General features: G+C 43.0%; 12 protein-coding genes and 1 pseudogene. 10 read left to right on the forward strand and 3 right to left on the reverse strand.

The window, feature by feature from the left end; all coding sequences use genetic code 11:
* Window positions 1-29: 29 nt before the first annotated feature.
* From EZV76_RS01095 to EZV76_RS01105, 3 genes are all read left to right on the forward strand, one after another.
* Window positions 30-2,726 carry a glycoside hydrolase family 3 C-terminal domain-containing protein gene (locus tag EZV76_RS01095; RefSeq protein ID WP_236640826.1) on the forward strand — a complete coding sequence of 899 codons (2,697 nt, stop codon included), beginning with the start codon at window positions 30-32 and terminating at the stop codon, window positions 2,724-2,726.
* A 51-nt stretch (window positions 2,727-2,777) separates the two neighbouring features.
* The gene (locus EZV76_RS01100; protein ID WP_136564753.1) at window positions 2,778-3,002 is read left to right on the forward strand and encodes a helix-turn-helix domain-containing protein; all 225 of its coding nucleotides are present in this window, start codon (window positions 2,778-2,780) and stop codon (window positions 3,000-3,002) included.
* A gap of 88 nt (window positions 3,003-3,090) precedes the next feature.
* A complete protein-coding gene (locus tag EZV76_RS01105; RefSeq protein ID WP_136564754.1) occupies window positions 3,091-4,620 on the forward strand; it encodes a sulfatase family protein in 1,530 nt (509 codons plus the stop codon).
* 43 nt (window positions 4,621-4,663) lie between these two features.
* On the opposite strand, the gene EZV76_RS01110 is transcribed toward EZV76_RS01105, so the two are convergent.
* Complete coding sequence (locus tag EZV76_RS01110) at window positions 4,664-4,990, reverse strand: DMT family transporter (protein ID WP_136564755.1); 327 nt, start codon at window positions 4,988-4,990, stop codon at window positions 4,664-4,666.
* 112 nt (window positions 4,991-5,102) lie between these two features.
* On the opposite strand from EZV76_RS01110, the gene EZV76_RS01115 reads away from it, so the two are divergent.
* The 4 genes from EZV76_RS01115 (at window position 5,103) to EZV76_RS01130 (ending at window position 11,885) form a co-directional block, all read left to right on the forward strand.
* Entirely contained in the window at window positions 5,103-5,435 is a 333-nt protein-coding gene (locus EZV76_RS01115; protein ID WP_136564756.1) for a hypothetical protein, read from the forward strand.
* Window positions 5,436-5,510: 75 nt separating this feature from the next.
* Window positions 5,511-7,688, forward strand: a complete 2,178-nt coding sequence (locus tag EZV76_RS01120) for a TonB-dependent receptor (RefSeq protein ID WP_136564757.1) — start codon at window positions 5,511-5,513, stop codon at window positions 7,686-7,688.
* A gap of 470 nt (window positions 7,689-8,158) precedes the next feature.
* The gene (locus EZV76_RS01125; protein ID WP_136564758.1) at window positions 8,159-9,061 is read left to right on the forward strand and encodes a serine hydrolase; all 903 of its coding nucleotides are present in this window, start codon (window positions 8,159-8,161) and stop codon (window positions 9,059-9,061) included.
* A gap of 88 nt (window positions 9,062-9,149) precedes the next feature.
* Window positions 9,150-11,885: an MFS transporter gene (locus EZV76_RS01130; RefSeq protein WP_136564759.1), complete on the forward strand. Its 2,736-nt coding sequence runs from the start codon at window positions 9,150-9,152 to the stop codon at window positions 11,883-11,885.
* On the opposite strand, the gene EZV76_RS01135 is transcribed toward EZV76_RS01130, so the two are convergent.
* Both EZV76_RS01135 and EZV76_RS01140 read right to left on the reverse strand, forming a co-directional pair.
* Window positions 11,872-13,137 carry a serine hydrolase gene (locus EZV76_RS01135; RefSeq protein WP_136564760.1) on the reverse strand — a complete coding sequence of 422 codons (1,266 nt, stop codon included), beginning with the start codon at window positions 13,135-13,137 and terminating at the stop codon, window positions 11,872-11,874. The two genes, EZV76_RS01130 and EZV76_RS01135, sit on opposite strands and share 14 nt — an antisense overlap.
* The gene (locus tag EZV76_RS01140) at window positions 13,138-16,047 is read right to left on the reverse strand and encodes a PEP/pyruvate-binding domain-containing protein (protein ID WP_136564761.1); all 2,910 of its coding nucleotides are present in this window, start codon (window positions 16,045-16,047) and stop codon (window positions 13,138-13,140) included.
* Between the two features lie 598 nt (window positions 16,048-16,645).
* On the opposite strand from EZV76_RS01140, the pseudogene EZV76_RS17495 reads away from it, so the two are divergent.
* The 3 genes and pseudogenes from EZV76_RS17495 to EZV76_RS01155 form a co-directional block, all read left to right on the forward strand.
* A pseudogene (locus EZV76_RS17495) lies at window positions 16,646-16,705 on the forward strand (RagB/SusD family nutrient uptake outer membrane protein); the annotation flags it as partial.
* Between the two features lie 2 nt (window positions 16,706-16,707).
* A complete protein-coding gene (locus tag EZV76_RS01150) occupies window positions 16,708-18,315 on the forward strand; it encodes an aminotransferase class V-fold PLP-dependent enzyme (protein ID WP_136564762.1) in 1,608 nt (535 codons plus the stop codon).
* A 63-nt stretch (window positions 18,316-18,378) separates the two neighbouring features.
* Window positions 18,379-19,620 (forward strand): amidohydrolase/deacetylase family metallohydrolase, encoded by a 1,242-nt coding sequence (locus EZV76_RS01155; RefSeq protein ID WP_136564763.1) that lies wholly within the window; start codon window positions 18,379-18,381, stop codon window positions 19,618-19,620.

The raw sequence follows: 19,620 nt of genomic DNA on the forward strand, positions 1-19,620 counted from the left end.
TCTCTTCTAAACTAAACCAAACCCTTTAAATGAAAGCAATAGTGCTCCCCTGCAAAACCCTGTGCATGGCCATGGTGGTTTTATCCGTTCTCCTCCTTTCGTGCCAAAAAGAAGACCAATTGGATTACAAAAATCCAGATTTGCCCATAGAAGAAAGGGTGGACGACCTATTGCCCAGGATGACCTTGGAAGAAAAATTCTGGCAGTTGTTCATGATTCCCGGAGATCTATCCGATGGCAAGGAACGCTACAAGCATGGCATCTTTGGGTTTCAGGTAGCCACCAAGGGAAAATCTGGGAATGAGGCAGAGCAGTTGTTGGATTATTCCGGCGGGGGAACCGCAGAACAAACCGCCGTTTTGATCAATGAAATCCAGAAATACTTTGTGGAGGAAACCCGATTGGGCATTCCCATCATTGCTTTTGATGAAGCCTTGCACGGTTTGGTTCGGGAAGGTGCCACTGCATTTCCCCAATCCATTGCCTTGGCAGCCACTTGGGATACCCTCCTTGTTGCCGATGTAGGCAAAGCCATTACCATGGAAACCAAGACCAGGGGGATTCGGCAAATCTTGTCCCCCGTGCTCAATATAGCCCGCGATGTTCGCTGGGGAAGAACCGAGGAAACCTATGGCGAGGACCCATTCCTGACCACACAGATGGGAGTCTCCTTCATTTCACAATTTGAAAGGGCCGGTGTGCTCACCACTCCTAAGCATTTTGTGGCCAATGTGGGTGACGGTGGACGCGATAGTTACCCCATTCATTTTAATGAAAGACTTATGGAGGAAATTTATTTTCCTGCTTTTAAGGCCAGTTTCCAAAAGGCCAATGCATGGTCCGTGATGACTTCTTACAATTCCTTTGATGGAAGGCAGTGCACTGCCAACGACTGGTTGCTCAACCAAAAACTGAAAAAGGAATGGGGCTTTGATGGTTTTGTGATTTCTGATGCCGGGGCCACAGGTGGGTCCAATGTGCTTCATTTTACCGCAAAGGATTATGCGGAATCCACCCAACAGGCCATTGAAAATGGATTGGATGTGATTTTTCAAACCTCATACGACCACTACACCCTATTTTACGAAGCCTTTGAAAAAGGAATGATCAATGAAGCGGCCATAGATGAAGCCGTCAGAAGGGTGCTTCGGGCCAAGTTTAAATTGGGATTGTTTGAAAACCCATATGTAGACCCGCAAGAAGCCAGCAAATGGAACGGCACAAAAGAAAATCGGGAGTTGGCCAAGAAAGCTTCCTTGGAGTCTATGGTCCTGTTGAAAAATGATGACCAAACCCTTCCTCTCTCCAAAACCGTCAAATCTGTGGCCATCATCGGTACGGATGCCGAAGAAGCAAGATTGGGGGGCTACTCGGGACCCGGAAACAAGCCCGTGAGCATTTTGGAAGGCCTCAAGACCAAGTTGGGTGAAAACGTGACAATTAACTATGCGGCTGGCCCTGGAAGGGAATCCACCAACTATGTGACCATCCCTAGGGAACAATTGTACCATTACGAAGGTGGGGAGCAAAAGGCAGGGTTACAGGCAGAATATTTCAACAACATTACCCTTGAAGGCGAACCTGCACTTACTCGGATTGACCCGGTGATTGATTTTAGATGGACCTTGTTTTCCCCCGATCAGGAGAAAATCAATTATGATTTCTATTCCGCCCGATGGACGGGAAAACTCAAAGCCCCTGAGACCGGTACCTTTAAAATTGGTATCAAAGGCAACGATGGATATCGGGTATACATCAATGGCGAACTGGTGGTGGACAATTGGACCAAGCAAACTGTCAGGACCATTACCCAAGACTATTCGTTTGAAAAAGGAAAGGAATATGATCTCAAGGTTGAATTTTTTGAGACCGTGGGCAATGTGTGGTTCAAACTGTTGTGGGACGTGGGCGTTGAAAATGATTGGAAACAACAGATACAACAAGCCGTGGCCACTGCCCAAAAAAGCGATGTGGCCATTGTAACCGTGGGTATTGAGGAAGGAGAGTTCAGGGACAGGGCCTATTTATCTTTGCCCGGTCATCAGGAAGAATTGATTCAAAGCGTGGCCAAGACCGGAAAACCCATGGTGGTGGTTTTGGTAGGCGGAAGCGCCATAACCATGGACCGTTGGATTGATGATGTCCCCTCCATTCTGGATGTATGGTATCCCGGCGACGCTGGGGGCGATGCCATTGCCGATGTGCTTTTTGGCGACTACAATCCCGCTGGAAGGCTGCCCATTACCTTCCCGGTACATGAAGCGCAGCTACCGCTCTACTACAACCATAAACCCACCGGAAGGGGGGACGACTATATCAACCTGACGGGAAAACCACTTTTCCCATTTGGATATGGTCTAAGCTATACCACCTTTTCCTATGATGACATACAAATTGATGCCCCGAGCATTTCCAAGGACCAGACCACAACCGTCCGGTTTAAGGTCACCAATACCGGAGAATTTGATGGTGACGAGGTGGTGCAATTCTATCTCAGGGACATTTTGGCCTCCGTGGCCCGTCCGATCATGGAATTGAAAGGGTTTCAACGTGTCCATTTGAAAAAAGGGGAAACCAAGGAACTGTTCTTTGAAATAACTCCAGAAATGTTGACCATGTTGAACGAAGGTATGGACCGCGTGGTGGAACCGGGCGACTTTAGAATAATGATCGGAAGTTCCTCCAATGACATTAGACTAAGGGCCATATTGACTGTGGAACCATAACATGATCAAGGAATTGGAATCCCTATATTGTTACAAATATGGATTTGTAAAATGGAAGAAAGCAAAGAGCAATTGCTTGTAAATCTGGCAAAAAGGGTCAAAGAGTTAAGAGGAATCAAAGGAGTTACACAAGAAGAAGCCCTACATGATACGGGAATTCAATTTTCAAGAATTGAACAGGGCAAGCGAGACATTCAACTTTCAACCCTAAAAAAGCTCTGTCAGTATTTTGAAATATCCCTAGGTGATTTTTTCAATGCTTCTTTCGAGGATTGACACAATTCCGCAATTGTCCAAATGCTCCCCTAAAAATTGCACTCTTTTCCTTAGATTGCAATTCCATCAACCCAACAAAACCACTATAATGCACATTGCCAGAACCCTTTTTTTTGCACTGACCCTATTGTTTTTTGCCTGCAAGACCGAAAAGAAAGAGCAGACCGATCCGGAGGAGCAAGCTGCTCTTCCCAATATCGTAATCATCTATGCGGATGATTTGGGCTATGGAGAATTGGGAGCGTATGGCGCCACCGAACTGAAAACACCCAATCTAGATCATTTGGCCAACAATGGGATGCGATTTACGAACGGGTATGCCACTTCGGCCACCTGTACCCCCAGCCGATATGCCCTGTTGACCGGGTCCTATCCGTGGCGCAACAAAAGCGCCAAGATATTGCCGGGCACCGCCCCCTTGATCATTGATACCGCCCAAACCACCCTTCCCAAAGTATTGAAACAACAAGGCTACACTACGGGAATCGTTGGAAAATGGCATTTGGGACTTGGCAGCGGACATGTGGATTGGAACCAAGCCATCAGCCCCGGTCCCAACGAGGTAGGCTTTGACCATAGTTACATCATGGCAGCTACCCAAGATCGGGTACCCACAGTGTACATTGAAAATGGAAAGGTGGACAATCTTGACCCCAACGACCCTATTCAAATTGATTACCAAAAAAACTTCCCGGGCGAACCCACGGGCAAGGACAACCCAGAGTTGTTGAAAATGAAATGGCACCACGGGCATGACAACAGTATTGTGAACGGCATTTCCCGAATCGGTTTCATGAAAGGCGGCGAAGCTGCCAAATGGGTGGACGAGGATATGGCCGATACTTTTTTGGCTGAAGCCAAACGATTTGTAAAAGAGAAGAAAGACCAACCCTTTTTCCTGTATTATGCCCTTCAACAACCCCATGTGCCCAGAACCCCACATCCTCGTTTTGTGGGATCTAGTGGTATGGGACCCCGAGGCGATGTGATCGTAGAGGCCGATTGGTGCGTGGGCGAGTTTATAAAGACCTTGGAAGAAGAAGGCTTGCTGGAGAACACCTTGATTGTGTTTTCAAGCGACAATGGCCCAGTGGTCAACGATGGGTATTATGATGATTCCGTGGAAAAGTTGGGCAACCATAAACCTGCAGGTCCGCTTCGAGGCGGAAAATACAGCTTGTTCGAGGCAGGTACTCGTGTACCCTTTATCACCTACTGGAAAGGAAAGATTACCCCCGGCACTTCGGATGCGATGGTAAGCCAAGTAGATCTTTTGGCTTCCCTTGCGGCATTGGTGAACAGTGATGCCACGACCCAGGACAGTCAAGATTTGTTGGATGTGTTGTTGGGAAAAAGCACTAACGGTCGGAATGAACTCATTATAGAGGCCTCCACCCGAACCGCATTCCGTAAAGGGGACTGGGCCATGATTCCCCCTTATGACGGACCGGCCATCATCAAAACCGTGAACATTGAAATAGGGAATGACCCGGAATATCAATTGTACAACCTGAAGGAAGACTTGGGCCAGCAGAACAACTTGGCCAAAAGCCATCCCGAAAAATTGGCCGAGATGAAAGCGGCTTATACAAAAATCAGAGGGATTGCCGAAGAATAGGGGGGAAAATTAACGCCGGACCGTTCATGTAACCCATAAAGTTCTAGTGAGAAACTATTTTTAAACCAACAATTGAGATTACTAAAGTGGTAATAAAAAACAACCTCCAAAAAGTTGTGGGCTCTTTAAATAGTAGGATTCCAACCAAAACCGTCCCAACGGCACCAATGCCTGTCCAAACGGCATAGGCAGTTCCAATGGGCAAATGTTTGGTTACTTTTACCAACAATAACATACTAATGGCCAAGCAAATTAAGAAGGCAATATACCAATAGTTTGCTTCGGCTCCTGAAGCGTTTTTGGCCTTTCCAAGACAAGCGGCAAAAGCCACTTCAAAAAGCCCTGCGACAAGCAATAAAATCCAGTTCATCCTAACTCTTTTTTCAAATTCCATAAAGATACAACCAACAATTTCAAAAAGGATATATTCCAAATCATTTACAAAAAGAAGTGACCCTGGAGTAAATCCTTATCTTTGTGATATGAAGTTCCTCACTGTGATTTTATCATTGCTCACGATTGTTCTGTCATCATACCCATGTTGTCAAGAAACAGATTCATGTTTTGAAACTTCTACCGCATCCCATTGCGCTGATGGAGATCACAATACTGAAAATGAACAACATGACAAGGAAACGCCCTGTTCCCCTTTTTTTACTTGTGGAAGGTGTCCAGGATTTACAACCAATCATGTGTCCTTGGAGCTTGTTCCCTTTGAGCTTGAAGAAAAAATACAACCCATTGTCTATATTGAGCCGCTTCCCAAGGAAGTGTATTTCTTTTCCCTTAAACCGCCTCGGATTTTTGAAGTATAAGCTGGTTTAAACCAGATTCACTTTGGTCGGCACCGTTCTGACCATGATTCTATATACGTCAAAAATTTAAATTACATGAAAACGAGATTATTATTGCTGCTGTCCCTGTTTGGGACGGTATCCGTTCTTGCACAGAACACTTTGGACATTGTTGTAAAAGATTCCATTAGTGCCGAACCATTGATTGGGGTCACTGCCCTATTGAAACCCATTGACAAAGGAGCCATTTCAAACGAAACGGGGAAAATATATATTGATGATATCCCCGATGGCACATTTGAATTACAATTGAGCTATTTGGGATATACCTCTGTTAATCGCAACCTAACCTTTCCCTTGGATGAAGCTGTATTGGGTGGAACCATTTTCCTTACTCCCCATACCGAGGAAATGGAAGAGATTACCTTGGTTTCTACACGGAGCTCACGGACCATTGCGGACATTCCTACCCGAGTTGAGGTAATTGCTGGCGAGGAACTCTCCGAAAAAGGGAATATGAAACCCGGTGATATTCGCATGCTCCTCAATGAGAGCACTGGTATCAGGACCCAACAGACATCGGCCACCAGCTATAATTCCAGTATCCGCATACAGGGCTTGGATGGTAAGTATACCCAATTGCTTCGTGATGGTTTTCCATTATATTCAGGGTTTGCCAGTGGACTGAGTCTGATGCAGATTGCACCTTTGGACCTAAAACAGGTAGAGGTTATAAAAGGGTCTAGCTCTACCCTTTACGGTGGTGGTGCGATTGCAGGGTTGGTGAACCTTATTTCCAAATCACCGGAAGATGTTCCAGAACTAAGTTTTATGGTCAATGGCACCTCGGCCCTAGGTTTGGATTTAAGTGGATTTTATTCCCAAAAGTTCAAAACACTGGGGACAACAGTATTTGCCTCCTATAATCTGGGAACCCCTTATGATCCAGCGGACATTGGTTTGACCGCCATTCCGGAATTTGATCGTTTTACCTTAAATCCAAAACTTTATTGGTACTTGAACGACCAAACCGAGTTGTTGATCGGCCTCAATGCCATTTGGGAAGACCGCCTAGGGGGAAATATGGACCATGTAAAAGGCAAAACTGTACAAGACCCCTACTTTGAATCCAATGAAACCGAGCGGTTCTCTACCCAACTAGGGTTCAAGCATGCTTTTGATGCCCAAAATCGGCTAGAGCTAAAAAACAGTTTCAGTTTTTATGATAGAACCATTCAAATTCCTGATTTCACCTTTTCGGGATACCAACGTTCTTCATTCAGTGAAATAAACTTTTCCAATGCTTCTGAAGGCGGACTGGAATGGGTTCTCGGGGCAAACCTTTGGACAGAATATTTCAATGATGTCCGAAACGATCAAGATGGGGCATTGGACCAATCCTACGAGATTTTTGGGTTATTTGCACAAAATGTATGGCCTATAAATGATATTTTATCACTTGAAACAGGGTTCCGTGCAGATTTTCATTCAGATTATGGTGCAATGGCCTTACCAAGGATATCCATACTGTACGAGCCAAATGAAGCTCTAACATTTCGCCTAGGCGGAGGTATGGGATATAAAACCCCAACCGTGTTCACCGAAGATGCTGAAAGACTCCAATTTAGGAATGTACTGCCCATTGACGTGGATGAAACTGACCTTGAACATTCCATAGGGGGTAATTTTGACATCAACTACAAATGGATCCCATTTCCAGGAGTAACCATGTCTGTAAACACGTTGCTATTCTACACCAAGATCAACGACCCCATGATGCTGACCCCAAACGGTAATGGTTTCTATTTGTTTGAGCAATCCAATGGGTATGTGGATACTAAGGGCACCGAAATCAACCTAAAGGTTAAATATGGAGATTTAAAACTGTTCACCGGATACACGCATGCCAACGTGAAACAACACGAAGATGGAATGAAATCAGACTTTCCTTTGGTAGCCAAACATCGGTTGAACAATGTGTTGATGTATGAAAAAGAAGAGAATTTTTGGATTGGTTTGGAAGCCTATTATTACAGTCCACAGGAATTAAGTTCGGGAACAACCAGTGAATCTTATTGGGTTTTGGGCTTAATGAGCGAAAAAAAGCTAGGGGAGAATTTCTCCATCTTCCTGAATTTTGAAAATTTTCTAGATACAAGACAGTCCCGTTTTGGAGCCATTTATTCTGGAGATTTAAGCAATCCTCAGTTTTTGGACATTTATGCCCCTGTAGATGGCTTTGTGGCCAATGGCGGTTTTAAATTGCGTCTTTGACTACCCTCGGGAAGATTTACCTAGCCATATCATGAGCACTAGGGATGCCGAGCTGGCAAGTACAGCGGCATCCCTCTTTGGATTTGGTTTATCTTCATAATTTTTTAAAAGCTTTGTAATTATGCAGCTTTTGATATCCATTTAAAATTCCCCATTAATAATGCTTTATACTTATTTAATGTTCATGTGAGCAAGGTTAATCTCAAAGAAACTAATTGAACAAGTGAAAATTAAATAGCCATTGTATCGTACTCCTTGAACCTAAACCACCCCACTCTAAAATTAATATCCCTTTCAACGCTCTTTTTAATCTTAATTATCAGAACACATTTTAACATATTTTGAAGAAGAAAGAATTGGCAAGCCTTATGAATCCTCATTGTTTCAATTCATCTAAAAAGTGATTTTTAACATATTGTGTATCTTAGGATTATATACTTTTGACACGTATTTTACACCATAACTTACACATGAGAAATACCTTTTTTGCGTTACTAGTTTTTTCCATTTGTTTTTCCATTTCAGGTCAACAAGCATTGCCTTTGAAAATGGACAATAAAAACATTAAACCCTTAACCAAACTGGTAGATACTTCACTTCAAAACAATCTTGAAGAGGAGATTTTAAGCAATCCAACATGGTCACATTTAATTTCCCAAAAAAAGATGGCCGTGGGCATTGTGGATCTGAGCAATCCAGAAAAGGTCAGGTTCGCTCGAATAAATGGCAACCATATGATGTATGCCGCCAGTCTTCCCAAGATTGCCATTCTATTATCTGCCATGGATGCTATTGAAAAAGGAGAACTTGTTGAAACACCTGAGATCAAAAAAGATATGCGATTAATGATCAGCAAATCGGACAATGCTGCCTCTACCCGAATGATAGATCGAATTGGGTATGCTAAGATAGAAGCTGTCATGACGGATCCCAAATATACCTTTTATGATGAAGGCAATGGTGGGGGACTTTGGGTAGGAAAGCGCTATGGAGGTGGTGGCGATACCAATAGAGAGCCTTTAAAGCAACTTAGCCATGCCGCTTCGGTAACCCAAGTTTGCCGATTTTATTATTTGCTTGCCAATGGAAAACTGGTCAATGAAAAAAGGTCCAAGCAAATGTTGAGCATTATGGAAAATCCTGAGCTTCACCATAAGTTTGTGAACACGCTGGAAATCATTGCCCCATCTGCCAGACTGTTCCGGAAGTCCGGATCATGGAAAACATATCACTCCGATTCCATTTTGGTCTGGGGAAGAGATGCTAATCGGAGGTACATCTTGGTTGCATTGATTGATGACCCCGAAGGGGAACAAATCATTCGAAATCTGGTCAAACCAGTAGAAAAAGTATTGAAAAAAACCGAAATTTAGTCATTGGATAGTTCAACGACCAATGCTCTACAAACTAGCAAATAACTTTTTTGACATTAGAAAAGGGGAATACAAAATCTCCTTTTTCATGTTTTGCTACATCTTTCTGATCATATCAGTTCTTTTGATCATAAAGCCCACGATCAATGCACTATTTCTCTCGGAACTCGGTGCCGAAAAATTGTCTGTTGCTTATGTATTGGTCGCTCTCACAGCAGTACTCAGCTCCCTATTCTATACCCGAATTCTGGTAAAATTTGAGTTGAACCACATCATAAAAACTACCCTAACAACTTCAATTGTTGTTTTAGTGGCCTTGGGAAGTCTATTGAAATTGGGACTGATGAACACTTATCTGCTCTTCTTTTTCTATATATGGGTGGCCATTTATGCCGTACTGTCTGCTTCCCAATTTTGGGTCCTTGCCAATTTGGTTTTCAACGTGCGGGATGCAAAACGACTTTTTGGCTTTATAGGCTCAGGCGCTATTTTAGGAGGAATCATAGGGGGCTATCTAACCTCCATTTTTGCACCGCTTCTTGGGAATGCCGTTATGATATTTATCGCAGCCGTATTACTTATTGGGTGTTTTCCGTTACTTCGATTTATTTGGAAACTTCGGGTAAACAAACTAGATGAGCTACAACAAAAAAAACGAATCTCATTAACAGATGGTCATCCTTATACGTTGATCAAAAAATCCCGTCACCTTACGTATATGGCCTTAACCGTGGCCGTTGGCGTTTTGGTGGCTAAATTGGTGGATTATTTGTTTAGTGATTTTGCTGCCAAGTCCATTGAAGACCCAGAAGAGCTTTCCGCATTTCTTGCATTTTGGTTCTCTACGTTCAATTTATTGTCGCTGGCAGTACAACTCTTCCTCACCCAACGTATAGTGGGCATTTGGGGCGTTGGATTTTCCTTGCTTTTATTGCCCTTGGGCATCCTGTTTGGGGCTGTTTTTTTCTTGATAATCCCAGAATTATCTGCCATTGTGGCCATAAAGGCAATGGATGGGGTATTGAAGCAATCCATCAACAAAAGTGCTTCTGAATTGTTGGCGCTACCCCTGCCCTTCGAACTAAAAAATCGTACAAAATCCTTCATAGATGTAGTTGTTGATAGCATTGCCACAGGATTTGCCGGACTGTTATTGATTTTCTTTGTTATTGGTCTTAATCTAGGAACAACCAGTATTACGCTACTGATTATTGGTTTGGTTCTTGTCTGGATTTTTTTTGTGGCTGTTTTGCGCAAAGAATATTACACCACCTTTAAAAAGAACTTAGAAAATGTAACTACAAAAGCCACAAACACATCTATTGCCAAGGTGAAGAACGTATCCGTGGTGGAAGGAATGAAGAGCGTTTTTTCCTCCGGAACCGAGGAACAAATCCTTTTTATGCTGAACAAATTGATGGAAATAAATGATAGGAGATTCTCCGAGGACGTTTTGAAATTGCTGGATCACCCTTCCCTAAAAGTAAAAGCTGCAGCAATGCGCAATCTTTATTTTTTAAACAGCACTGCCATGGTAGCCAATATCAGTGAACTTTTGGGGTATAACGAGGAAGAATTGACCTTGGCCACTTTTGAATATCTATTGCTTCATTCTGATCAAAATGAAGCCTATATTTTCGACCAATTCTTGGATTCTGACAACTCATTGACCAGAGATACTGCCCTCTATTGTTTGGCAAGGGAAAGTGCCGGAAACATTACCTTGAAATCAAGGCATGATTTAATTGGAAGGTTGGAAAAGCGTTTGGCGCAAAAGGGATCCCCCGCAAATCCACTTGTTTTAAAAACCATTGGCGCTTCTGGGCATCCGCAATATTATCCAGTAATCATGGAAGCCTTGGAGGATAAAGATGACTCTTTAAAACAAGCTGCCATAGTTGCAGCAGGCTTCAGTATGCGACCAATATTCATCAATAAGCTCCTGCATTTGCTCCCTCATAAAGCAATGAGGCCCTTTGTTATTACGGCGCTGAACAATTACGGACCAGGGGTTCTTCCCATTTTGGTTTCACATGTAAAAACCCGGACAGTAACCCTCGAAATTTGCCGATTTGTGCCCTTGGTAATCAAGTCATTCATGTCCAAGGAAGCCGTTTATTCTTTGTTTCAACTTTTTGATGATGTTGATCTCAGTATTCGGTTGGAAGTGGTACGTGCCCTTAGCGACATCAGAAAAGAAAGACCCACATTACAATTCAATCGGTTTAAAATAGTGGCCAAGATTTTTGAGGAATGCAAATTGTACCATCAAACGCTTTCGGCCATGCACACCCAGATTATCATTTCCTACAGAAACCGGAAAAAATCAGGAGCAAATATCGATTCGGAGGAGCGAGATGCCCGTGCCTCGTTATTGGAATTGTTGGAACGAAGATTGGATTCGGGCTTGGAACGGATATTCAAGCTTTTAGGGCTAAAGTATGTACAAGAAGATGTACAAAATGCCTATTTGGGACTTTTAAGTCCTAAAGAAGAATCAAGGAACAAGGCCATTGAGTTTTTGGACAACCTACTCACAGGCAACCTTAAACAAAAATTATTGCCCATTATTGAGGAAGCCACCATGGATTTTTCATCGGAGGAAGCTATCCAAAAAATCAAACATACCATTCCCAGTGAAATGGAATGTTTTGAGCAATTGTTAAATGTCCCGGATGTAAATTTGAGACTGGCCGTAATTTATCTGATAGGAAAACAAAAAGACCTGCGTTTTAAACCCTTATTGGAAAAGTTGGTTACGGATGACAATCCAAAAATCAAGGATTTTGCCATCAAAGCCTTGGGAGACATTAACCCTTCCTAACGATTTTGTCTATGGCCGAAGCCAAATACATATGGTCTGAAGCAGAATTCTTCCGCAGCACGTTGGTCATGAGCACTACCATATATCTACAGTTGTCCGGGTGTTCCACAATAATCACGGAGTTCATGAAGTTTTGCACATTGCCCATGTATTTTCCGCATTCCTCCCCTTTGCTACGATCACATTTGTAAAGGCTTCCGGATTTAAAATAAACGGCTGCTTCTTTAAGGGAAGGAGATTGCGCATAACGAATTCTTCTATCTGTCATGTACATCAGGCGTTTCATTTCCAGACTACTCGCCTCGTCAATGACCTTGCCCTGCTCTAATTGCACCAAAAACTTCATCAGTCCATAAGGTGTACCAATGCTGCCACCTTTGTCTCCAACATAGGTATTGGCACCAGAGGTGAAAAAACTTCCCAATCGCCATTCATCAGTGGTAATTCCCAAACTTCGAAGTGGCAGATTAACTACGTCATTGGCCAAATCCGTCAACTCCTTCTTAGGGGTTTCCTTAAAATAGGCCATGGCTTCTTCTTCGGTAAGTTCGGGATATTTTTGACCGAAAGCAGCCATTAAAAGTGCCTCGCGCCAGACAATACTTGCTGCTCCATTGTTGCTAACGGAAAGCATATGATCGGCCCATTCATAAAGACTGAACACATCACTGGCAATCACCTGACGTTTGACCAAGGTATTCTTCTCTATATTGAAGATAGGGACGGTATGTTCATCTGTAAGGCCCCATACCCCTGCTTTTACCACTTTGTTCTTCAACAATTGGGTACGCATTTCAAAGGAATCAGGGTAAATCTTGTCCAGTTGTTCAAAAAGTGCCACAAGCACGGCCAATTTACCCACACTGCCCGGCTGATAGCCCAATGCTTTGTTCCTTTCCGCATAGCGTATACTATCAGGGTCTGAAATATCCAAAATGGTCAAGGAATAACTTTTATCGAGCCCTCGGAACAAGGCTCCAATATCTTTTTGAAATGATTCGTCCACCACAAAAAAGCTTCCCACACTATCCGCTTTTCTGGAAAGCAGGTTTAATTGTATATCATTCCAGGATTTCTTGGCACCTTCCGGCAAGGGAGAAGACGTTTCTTTGAGTTCCCCATTCTTTATCATTTCAAGCCGCTTTAGCCGTTTTATCCCTGTACGTTCATAACCATCTATGGGATATTCCACAAATTCTGTGAATCCCAATCCCATCAACCCCAAAATTCCTAAAGCAAGTATTTTTTTCATCTACAATTTTTTAGAAAGTGAAATACGTTTGGTAAGGTCGATCTTAGGTGTGATGGATTCCAAATATGTGGAACCCAGCGCCTTTTTGTTCTCCACGAACGGACGAATCTGGAACAACCAAAGCTTATTATCTTTGAAGCCCAACTCCACATCGTAAGCGTCTTGATAATCGGAATGTGTCTCTTTAGGCACACGGTCTCGAATTGTACGGGCCAACTCCCGAATCTCATTGATGTTTTTTTCATTGAGGACTCGATCTTGGAAGGTTGCTTTTTTCTTCTCTGTACCACCAGTTTTGGGCAAACCGTTATAAAAACGTTCCCTTGCAGGAGCCAACAAGGTATATCCGCCTTCATCCATAATCAGGTATTGTTCTGCGGCCTGTCCATCTACAGCTCCACCAGCTCCCCTGCTGAATGCCACCGTAAGATCTTTATCTGTCCCAGCACTGATTCCCTTCGTAATCAAAACGCCAGAATAGTCCACATCCACACTAGGAATCACCAAAATGGACGGAAAAACGTTCTCAGGATTCAACAAGTATTTTTGACGCCATTTAAAACTCCGTTCCGTATAAGGCGATGCCCAGACATCCTTAATGCCCTGTAAAATTTTGTCCTTATCTACGGAGTTGAAAATAGTAAGGTTTAACCCTGCTCCTGTGAAATCCTTCAAATCCTCCATATTGGTGTCACTGCGAAGAAAAACCGGAACGGAACCCAATTCGGAACCCAAAACTTCTTTAAATCCCTTCTCCAACTGATTTACAAAGCTGTCCTCAAGGGGTATTTTTTTGATGGCATCCCGTAAAATCCCCAATTCGCGTAGCTGATAATTTTCCACCTCTTTTTCGGAAATCCCTGAAGCCAACATGCTATTGGCTTCCTCGAACATTTTGGTCAAAAACTGCCAATAGGAAATCTTCTCTCCGGGCATGCTTTGGTCCATGTGCGTCCTAAAAATTCCAAAAGGAATCACCAAGCCTTCAACGACTTTTTCAGGGAACATTTTTTTGAGTTGACCCAAATTTGCAGCCTTGGGGCCACACAATTTACCCGAATCGTCCGCATCAACATTTCGCATGTTTAAAACATTGTTTTCATCCAACCGTATCTGTGAAATGGGAACCTCAATGCGTTCTTCCTTACGTTCTTTTTTGGAAAAAAGTGCCATTTCCTCTGTAGACATTTGGCTTTCAAGTTTAAGAATAACGTTCCCTTTGTTCGAAACCGCATAGAAAACCTTTGCTCCATTATACTGTTGAAGATCCTGAAGGTTCTCATCCGACAAGGCGGCATTTGGAATCCCAAGGTTACGTGCCAACAATTGAACATGGGAAACCATATTCCCTTCTGCCACTGTGGCAATACCTGCAACAGGTTTTAGATCTGATGGTGGACGTTGAAACACATAGATTTTGTCCGATGACACCTCAATATCATCAGAGCTTCCTCCTACAACTACCAACTCCCCAAACGCATATCCGGGATTGAGGCCTCGGATTGTACTTTGATTTTGTAGGCCCATTACTTTGTTCGCCAGCTGGGACTCTGTTGAAATTAGATTTCCTAAATCACCTACACTTTGCCCCAAATGCAATGCCACGGAACCACGAATCTTGTCATCTACAAAACCTGCCGTAAGCGGCTCAAAAGCAACATATTCTCTTACTATGGCATCATAATTGGCCTTGACCATGGCTGCACTCCATTCCACTGCAGCCCTTGCCCGATTTAATACTTCAGTAAGTTCACCAAGTGATCGTTCCTCAGATTCATAACTGGTAAGATTACTGGCCAGCTGTTCCCATTCCCATTGTTCCAAATATCCCGATCCAGTGACGGCCATGCCCAAATAACAGATTTTATGCAAGAGCTCTTTCAAGGTTTCCGGTTGATAGTTGGACGAACTTTTAAACACAATTTCTTCCAGTTTTAGAGAAACATCAAGGAGTTGTAGTCTGGCCGTGGGTCTTTTCTCTTCCAAAAGACCGTTCCTGATATCGAACAAAAGCTGTGAAGCTTGTTCCAGTAATAACTTTTCGTTATTTACCAATGCTGAATTGGAGGCAAAACTTTCTATTTTCCCGCCTAAATCTGTTCCTACCGCGAGAGAGGCTATTTTAGGCAACGCAACAATATCCACCGGCTTATGGAATTCCTTCATGGTAGCCACCAACTGATCTATTTTTCTGGAAATGTCCGATGTCAACTTAGCGGTGTGTGCTTGTTTGAACCCAACTACTTTTTGAATGTCACTTTCTTCGGGTTGACTATGAATTTTAACCCGAAGATCCATAAAAGGCAAATACAAATCGGATATGACCTTGGATTCGCTCCGCATCTTTTGGGCCACATTGTCATCCCCATTGTGGGGTATATCCTTTAAAGATTGGCGAACCAAGAAATATTCCTTCTGCAAAACCTCGTCGCTCTCCAACAGCCATTGATAAAACTCCATGCCCCATGCCTGTTCATCTTCAGCTTGAATAGCCCCTCGGTAAAATTGCCCTTTTTGGTTAATCCAGCCGTTGTCGACACTTTTAAGATATTTATCAAGTTGATATTGTTTTAAGCGGGAATGATCATTTTCTTCATCCCAAAACGAGTCAACATCTGTATACGCCAATATTTGACCAAGGAAAATATGGTTGGATTTTCCCAATGCCCCCACAAGATCTTTATAACGGGCATGCTGCACTCCTGGACCAATATCATCTGGACATGGATCCTTTGGAGCTCGAATACTTCCATCGGTACAGAACCACCGGATATCCTTGTAGGGGCCCCGAATATCATTTTTAAAGGTATTGATCAATGCCGTAATTTCCTTGGGTTCCAATTTTTGGGCCTGGATAAAAAATGGTAGAGCCAAGAGAAAGAGTAAAGCTATCTTACAAAAACGTTTCATAGCAATCACGTTTTAAGAAGGATTTCTTGGAACAATATGTTTGCAACATAAAATCCTTTGTAGTAAATATATTCAAATAACCTCAGAAATTGATACTGCCGTTTTCGATAGTTTGTTATTTACCATACCATGAAAAAAACTCTATTTAAAAAGTTTCTTGGGTTGTAATAAATATGCTTATTCAAGTTGGTTCGTTCAAAAAGTTGTTCTCGCAAAAATTCAAGACTTTAATCCCGTATAACAATTACTGGGCTTTAATTTATATAGAAACTCCCAACCATATATTTGGCCATATCATAATCTCATTTCAATCCAATTTATAGTCAAGAATTACCCTACGGCAATTATGAATGCCAAGGTATACCTCTTAATACAATCTATAAGATTCTTGATTAACACACTATTTTCATAAATGTCACAAAAAACTTAGCTATTTTTGATTTAAATGTTAAAATGATAAGGTTATAAAAATATTTTTTAAAAAAAGTTAAGGTATTGAAAATTCAATCTGTTGATATTTCTAAGGGAAGTACGTTTATGTCATTCGTACAACTTCACTTAAATCAATCATGATTCTTGATGTAAAGCGAGGCGGCCTCCAATACCTCAACAAGAATTGGATAACAGCCCTAATTTAACCCAAAACCCAGGATATTAATTATGAAAAGAAGAACATTGATTAGAAAGTTGGGTGTACTTCCCTTAACTGGGGCAATAGCTCAATTAATCCCCTCCAGCTTATATGCAGGAAGACAAACTGAAACGGCCAAGACCCTAAAAGGACTGGCATTTGAGGCTGAAAAAGGAAAGAACATCTATGAAAAAATAGGTGTACGCCCCGTAATCAATGGAAGAGGAACTATTACCGTCATCGGTGGTTGCCGGATATTGCCCGAAGTTGAGCAGGCAATGGAAGAGGCTACTCACCATTATGTTGAATTTGATGAATTGATGGATGGCGTTGGTCAGCGTTTGGCAGCGTTGACCGGAACGGAATATGGTGTGGTCACAACCGGAGCCACGGGAGCGCTCATTATCGCCACAACAGGAATTGTCACTGGCGGAGATCCAGATAAGCTCTGGCAACTCCCTAACCTGGAAGGCATGAAGGACGAGGTCATTATTCCCAAATACTCATGGACCGCTTACGAATCTTCAGTTAGAGGGGTTGGGGTAAAAATGATCACGGTGGACAGCAAGGAAGAGCTGAAAGCTGCCCTAGGACCGCGAACTGCAATGGTACTTGTATTGGCAGGATCAAAATCCATGAACGGACCACTTTCCGTAAAAGAAATTGCCAGTGTCACCAAACCGCTGGATGTACCCATCTTGGTCGATGCTGCAGCAGAAGGGCTCCCAGTGCCCAACCCTCATATAGGGCAGGGCGCCGATTTGGTTGCCTACAGCGGTGGAAAATATTTAGGTGGACCCCAATGTGCTGGATTGTTATTGGGCCGTAAAGATTTGATCAAAGCAGCTTGGGTGACCAGCGCACCGCACCATGGGTTCGGTCGTGGATATAAGGTGGGTCGGGAAGAAATCATGGGAATGCTTGCCGCAGTGGAAATGTGGATGAAGAGAGATCATGTTGGAGAAAGGCAAGTATGGACCAATAGGTTGGAATATATCGCCAATAAACTGAATAAGATCCCCGGTTTGGAAACTTCCATAAGACAACCCCCACCGGAACAGCTATCCAACCCAAGTCCATCACTTCGGGTAAAATGGGATATGGAAAAAATACCACTGACAGGGCATGAAGTTGAACAGATTTTGTGGAACCAAACGCCTCGAGTGGCTGTAAGCGGGGCCGGGAGTTTTTTACCTTTTCCGCCCAATACCAGCCCAACCATTGGCATAAACACGTCGCAATTAAAAGATGGTGAAGAAAAAATAATCGCCGATCGCGTTTTTGAGGTTTTGTCAAACCCGCCAAAAATTGAGAAGAATTTAGCACCTGCCTCTTTTAATTTAAGCGGGGAGTGGGAAGTTACAATGTGGTTTGCAGCAACATCATCAGATCAAACCTTTGTGATTGTACAGAAAGATAAAGACATCAAGGGAACGCATTATGGCAGCTATGCATCCAGAGGGTTAATGGGCAACATTCATGGAGACGAGGTGCTGATCCGTAGTTCACATACCGAAGACGGGGTTCGACTAAACTTCACTTTTAAAGGAAAAGTACATAACGCACAAAACATGGGTGGCGATGTTAGTTTTAGCGAGTATGGCAATGGAAAATGGGAAGCTAAACGGAAATATTGATTCTTGACACCTACATATTAGGTGAAAAATAGTTTACCATGAATAACAAAAAATCAACCTAAAATGAAACAAAAAATTATTGCACTAGTGTTTTTTTGCCTTTATGTGGGATATGGATTAAATGCCCAAGAATTTGATATTGCCATCATAGGTGGTCACGTAATCGACCCTAAAAATGATATTAATGAACCACTTGATGTAGCCATAAAAGACGGAAAGGTGGCGCTAATCTCCAAAAAAATCAATAAGAAAAGGGCCAATAGAATTGTTGATGCCAAGGGGCTATATGTGGTGCCAGGATTGGTAGATATGCATGCACATGGCTTTTTTGGGGTGGAAGACGGTCATTATTTAAGAAATAGTTTTTACGCCGTTCCTCCCGATGGGTTTACTTTTCGGAATGGGGTTACCACACTTGTTGATGCCGGAAGTGCAGGATGGAAGTCTTTCCAGACATTCAAGGAGCAGACCATTGACCGGTCCCATACGCGAATTCTATCGTTCCTCAATATAGTAGGCGAAGGAATGAAGGGAGGAGTTTGGGAGCAGGATACCAGCGACATGGATGCAAAATTGAGTGCCCAGGTGGCCCGGAGGTACTCAGACCTGATCGTAGGTTTCAAGGTTGCACACTTTAGAGGTGAGGGGGAAGACTATTATGTCCCCATTGATCGCGCAATAGAAGCGGGCAACATGGCTGGGACCATACCGGTAATGTTGGATGGCAAATTGGAGGACGCCATTCTTAAACGTTTTAGGCCTGGGGATATTTTTACACATGTTTATGGAAGACCCATAATAGATACCGTAACCAATAAGGTTAAACCATTTGTCCTTGAAGCGCGCAAAAGAGGTCTTATTTATGATGTTGGTTATGGAGGGGCAAGCTTCAAGTACGCCAATGCCATTCCAGGCACCAAGGATGGATTCTACCCAGATGTCATCAGTACGGACCTGCATGGAGGAAGTATGAACGCTGCCATGAAGGATATCTTGAGCATAATGTCAAAATTCATGGCTATGGGTATGGGTCTAGAGGATATAATAACCGCTGTAACCTGGCATCCGGCAAAAACCATAAAAAGAGAAGAATTGGGAAATCTTTCCGTGGGATCGGAAGGAGATGTTACCGTCCTCAGCCTCCGCGATGGAAAATTTGGATTTTATGACCAGCAGGGCACCAAAATGTCTGGCACCAAAAAGTTTGAATGCCAAGTGACCATCAAAGGAGGGCGGGTGTTCTACGATTTAAATGGACTTACAGCCCCACTTCCAAGGGTGATCAGTGGGCTTCCATCCATGTAA

This window comes from Flagellimonas alvinocaridis (assembly GCF_004916895.1).
GTDB classification, from domain to species: Bacteria; Bacteroidota; Bacteroidia; order Flavobacteriales; family Flavobacteriaceae; genus Flagellimonas; species Flagellimonas alvinocaridis.

What these genes read in the sequence shown, in the direction of transcription:
- EZV76_RS01155 (WP_136564763.1), top strand. Translation starts at nt 18,379, where the DNA reads ATGAAACAAAAAATTATTGCACTAGTGTTTTTTTGCCTTTATGTGGGA.
- EZV76_RS01150 (WP_136564762.1), top strand. Translation starts at nt 16,708, where the DNA reads ATGAAAAGAAGAACATTGATTAGAAAGTTGGGTGTACTTCCCTTAACT.
- EZV76_RS01140 (WP_136564761.1), bottom strand. Translation starts at nt 16,047, where the DNA reads ATGAAACGTTTTTGTAAGATAGCTTTACTCTTTCTCTTGGCTCTACCA.
- EZV76_RS01120 (WP_136564757.1), top strand. Translation starts at nt 5,511, where the DNA reads ATGAAAACGAGATTATTATTGCTGCTGTCCCTGTTTGGGACGGTATCC.
- EZV76_RS01115 (WP_136564756.1), top strand. Translation starts at nt 5,103, where the DNA reads ATGAAGTTCCTCACTGTGATTTTATCATTGCTCACGATTGTTCTGTCA.
- EZV76_RS01100 (WP_136564753.1), top strand. Translation starts at nt 2,778, where the DNA reads ATGGAAGAAAGCAAAGAGCAATTGCTTGTAAATCTGGCAAAAAGGGTC.
- EZV76_RS01135 (WP_136564760.1), bottom strand. Translation starts at nt 13,137, where the DNA reads ATGAAAAAAATACTTGCTTTAGGAATTTTGGGGTTGATGGGATTGGGA.
- EZV76_RS01125 (WP_136564758.1), top strand. Translation starts at nt 8,159, where the DNA reads ATGAGAAATACCTTTTTTGCGTTACTAGTTTTTTCCATTTGTTTTTCC.
- EZV76_RS01110 (WP_136564755.1), bottom strand. Translation starts at nt 4,990, where the DNA reads ATGAACTGGATTTTATTGCTTGTCGCAGGGCTTTTTGAAGTGGCTTTT.
- EZV76_RS01095 (WP_236640826.1), top strand. Translation starts at nt 30, where the DNA reads ATGAAAGCAATAGTGCTCCCCTGCAAAACCCTGTGCATGGCCATGGTG.
- EZV76_RS01130 (WP_136564759.1), top strand. Translation starts at nt 9,150, where the DNA reads ATGTTTTGCTACATCTTTCTGATCATATCAGTTCTTTTGATCATAAAG.
- EZV76_RS01105 (WP_136564754.1), top strand. Translation starts at nt 3,091, where the DNA reads ATGCACATTGCCAGAACCCTTTTTTTTGCACTGACCCTATTGTTTTTT.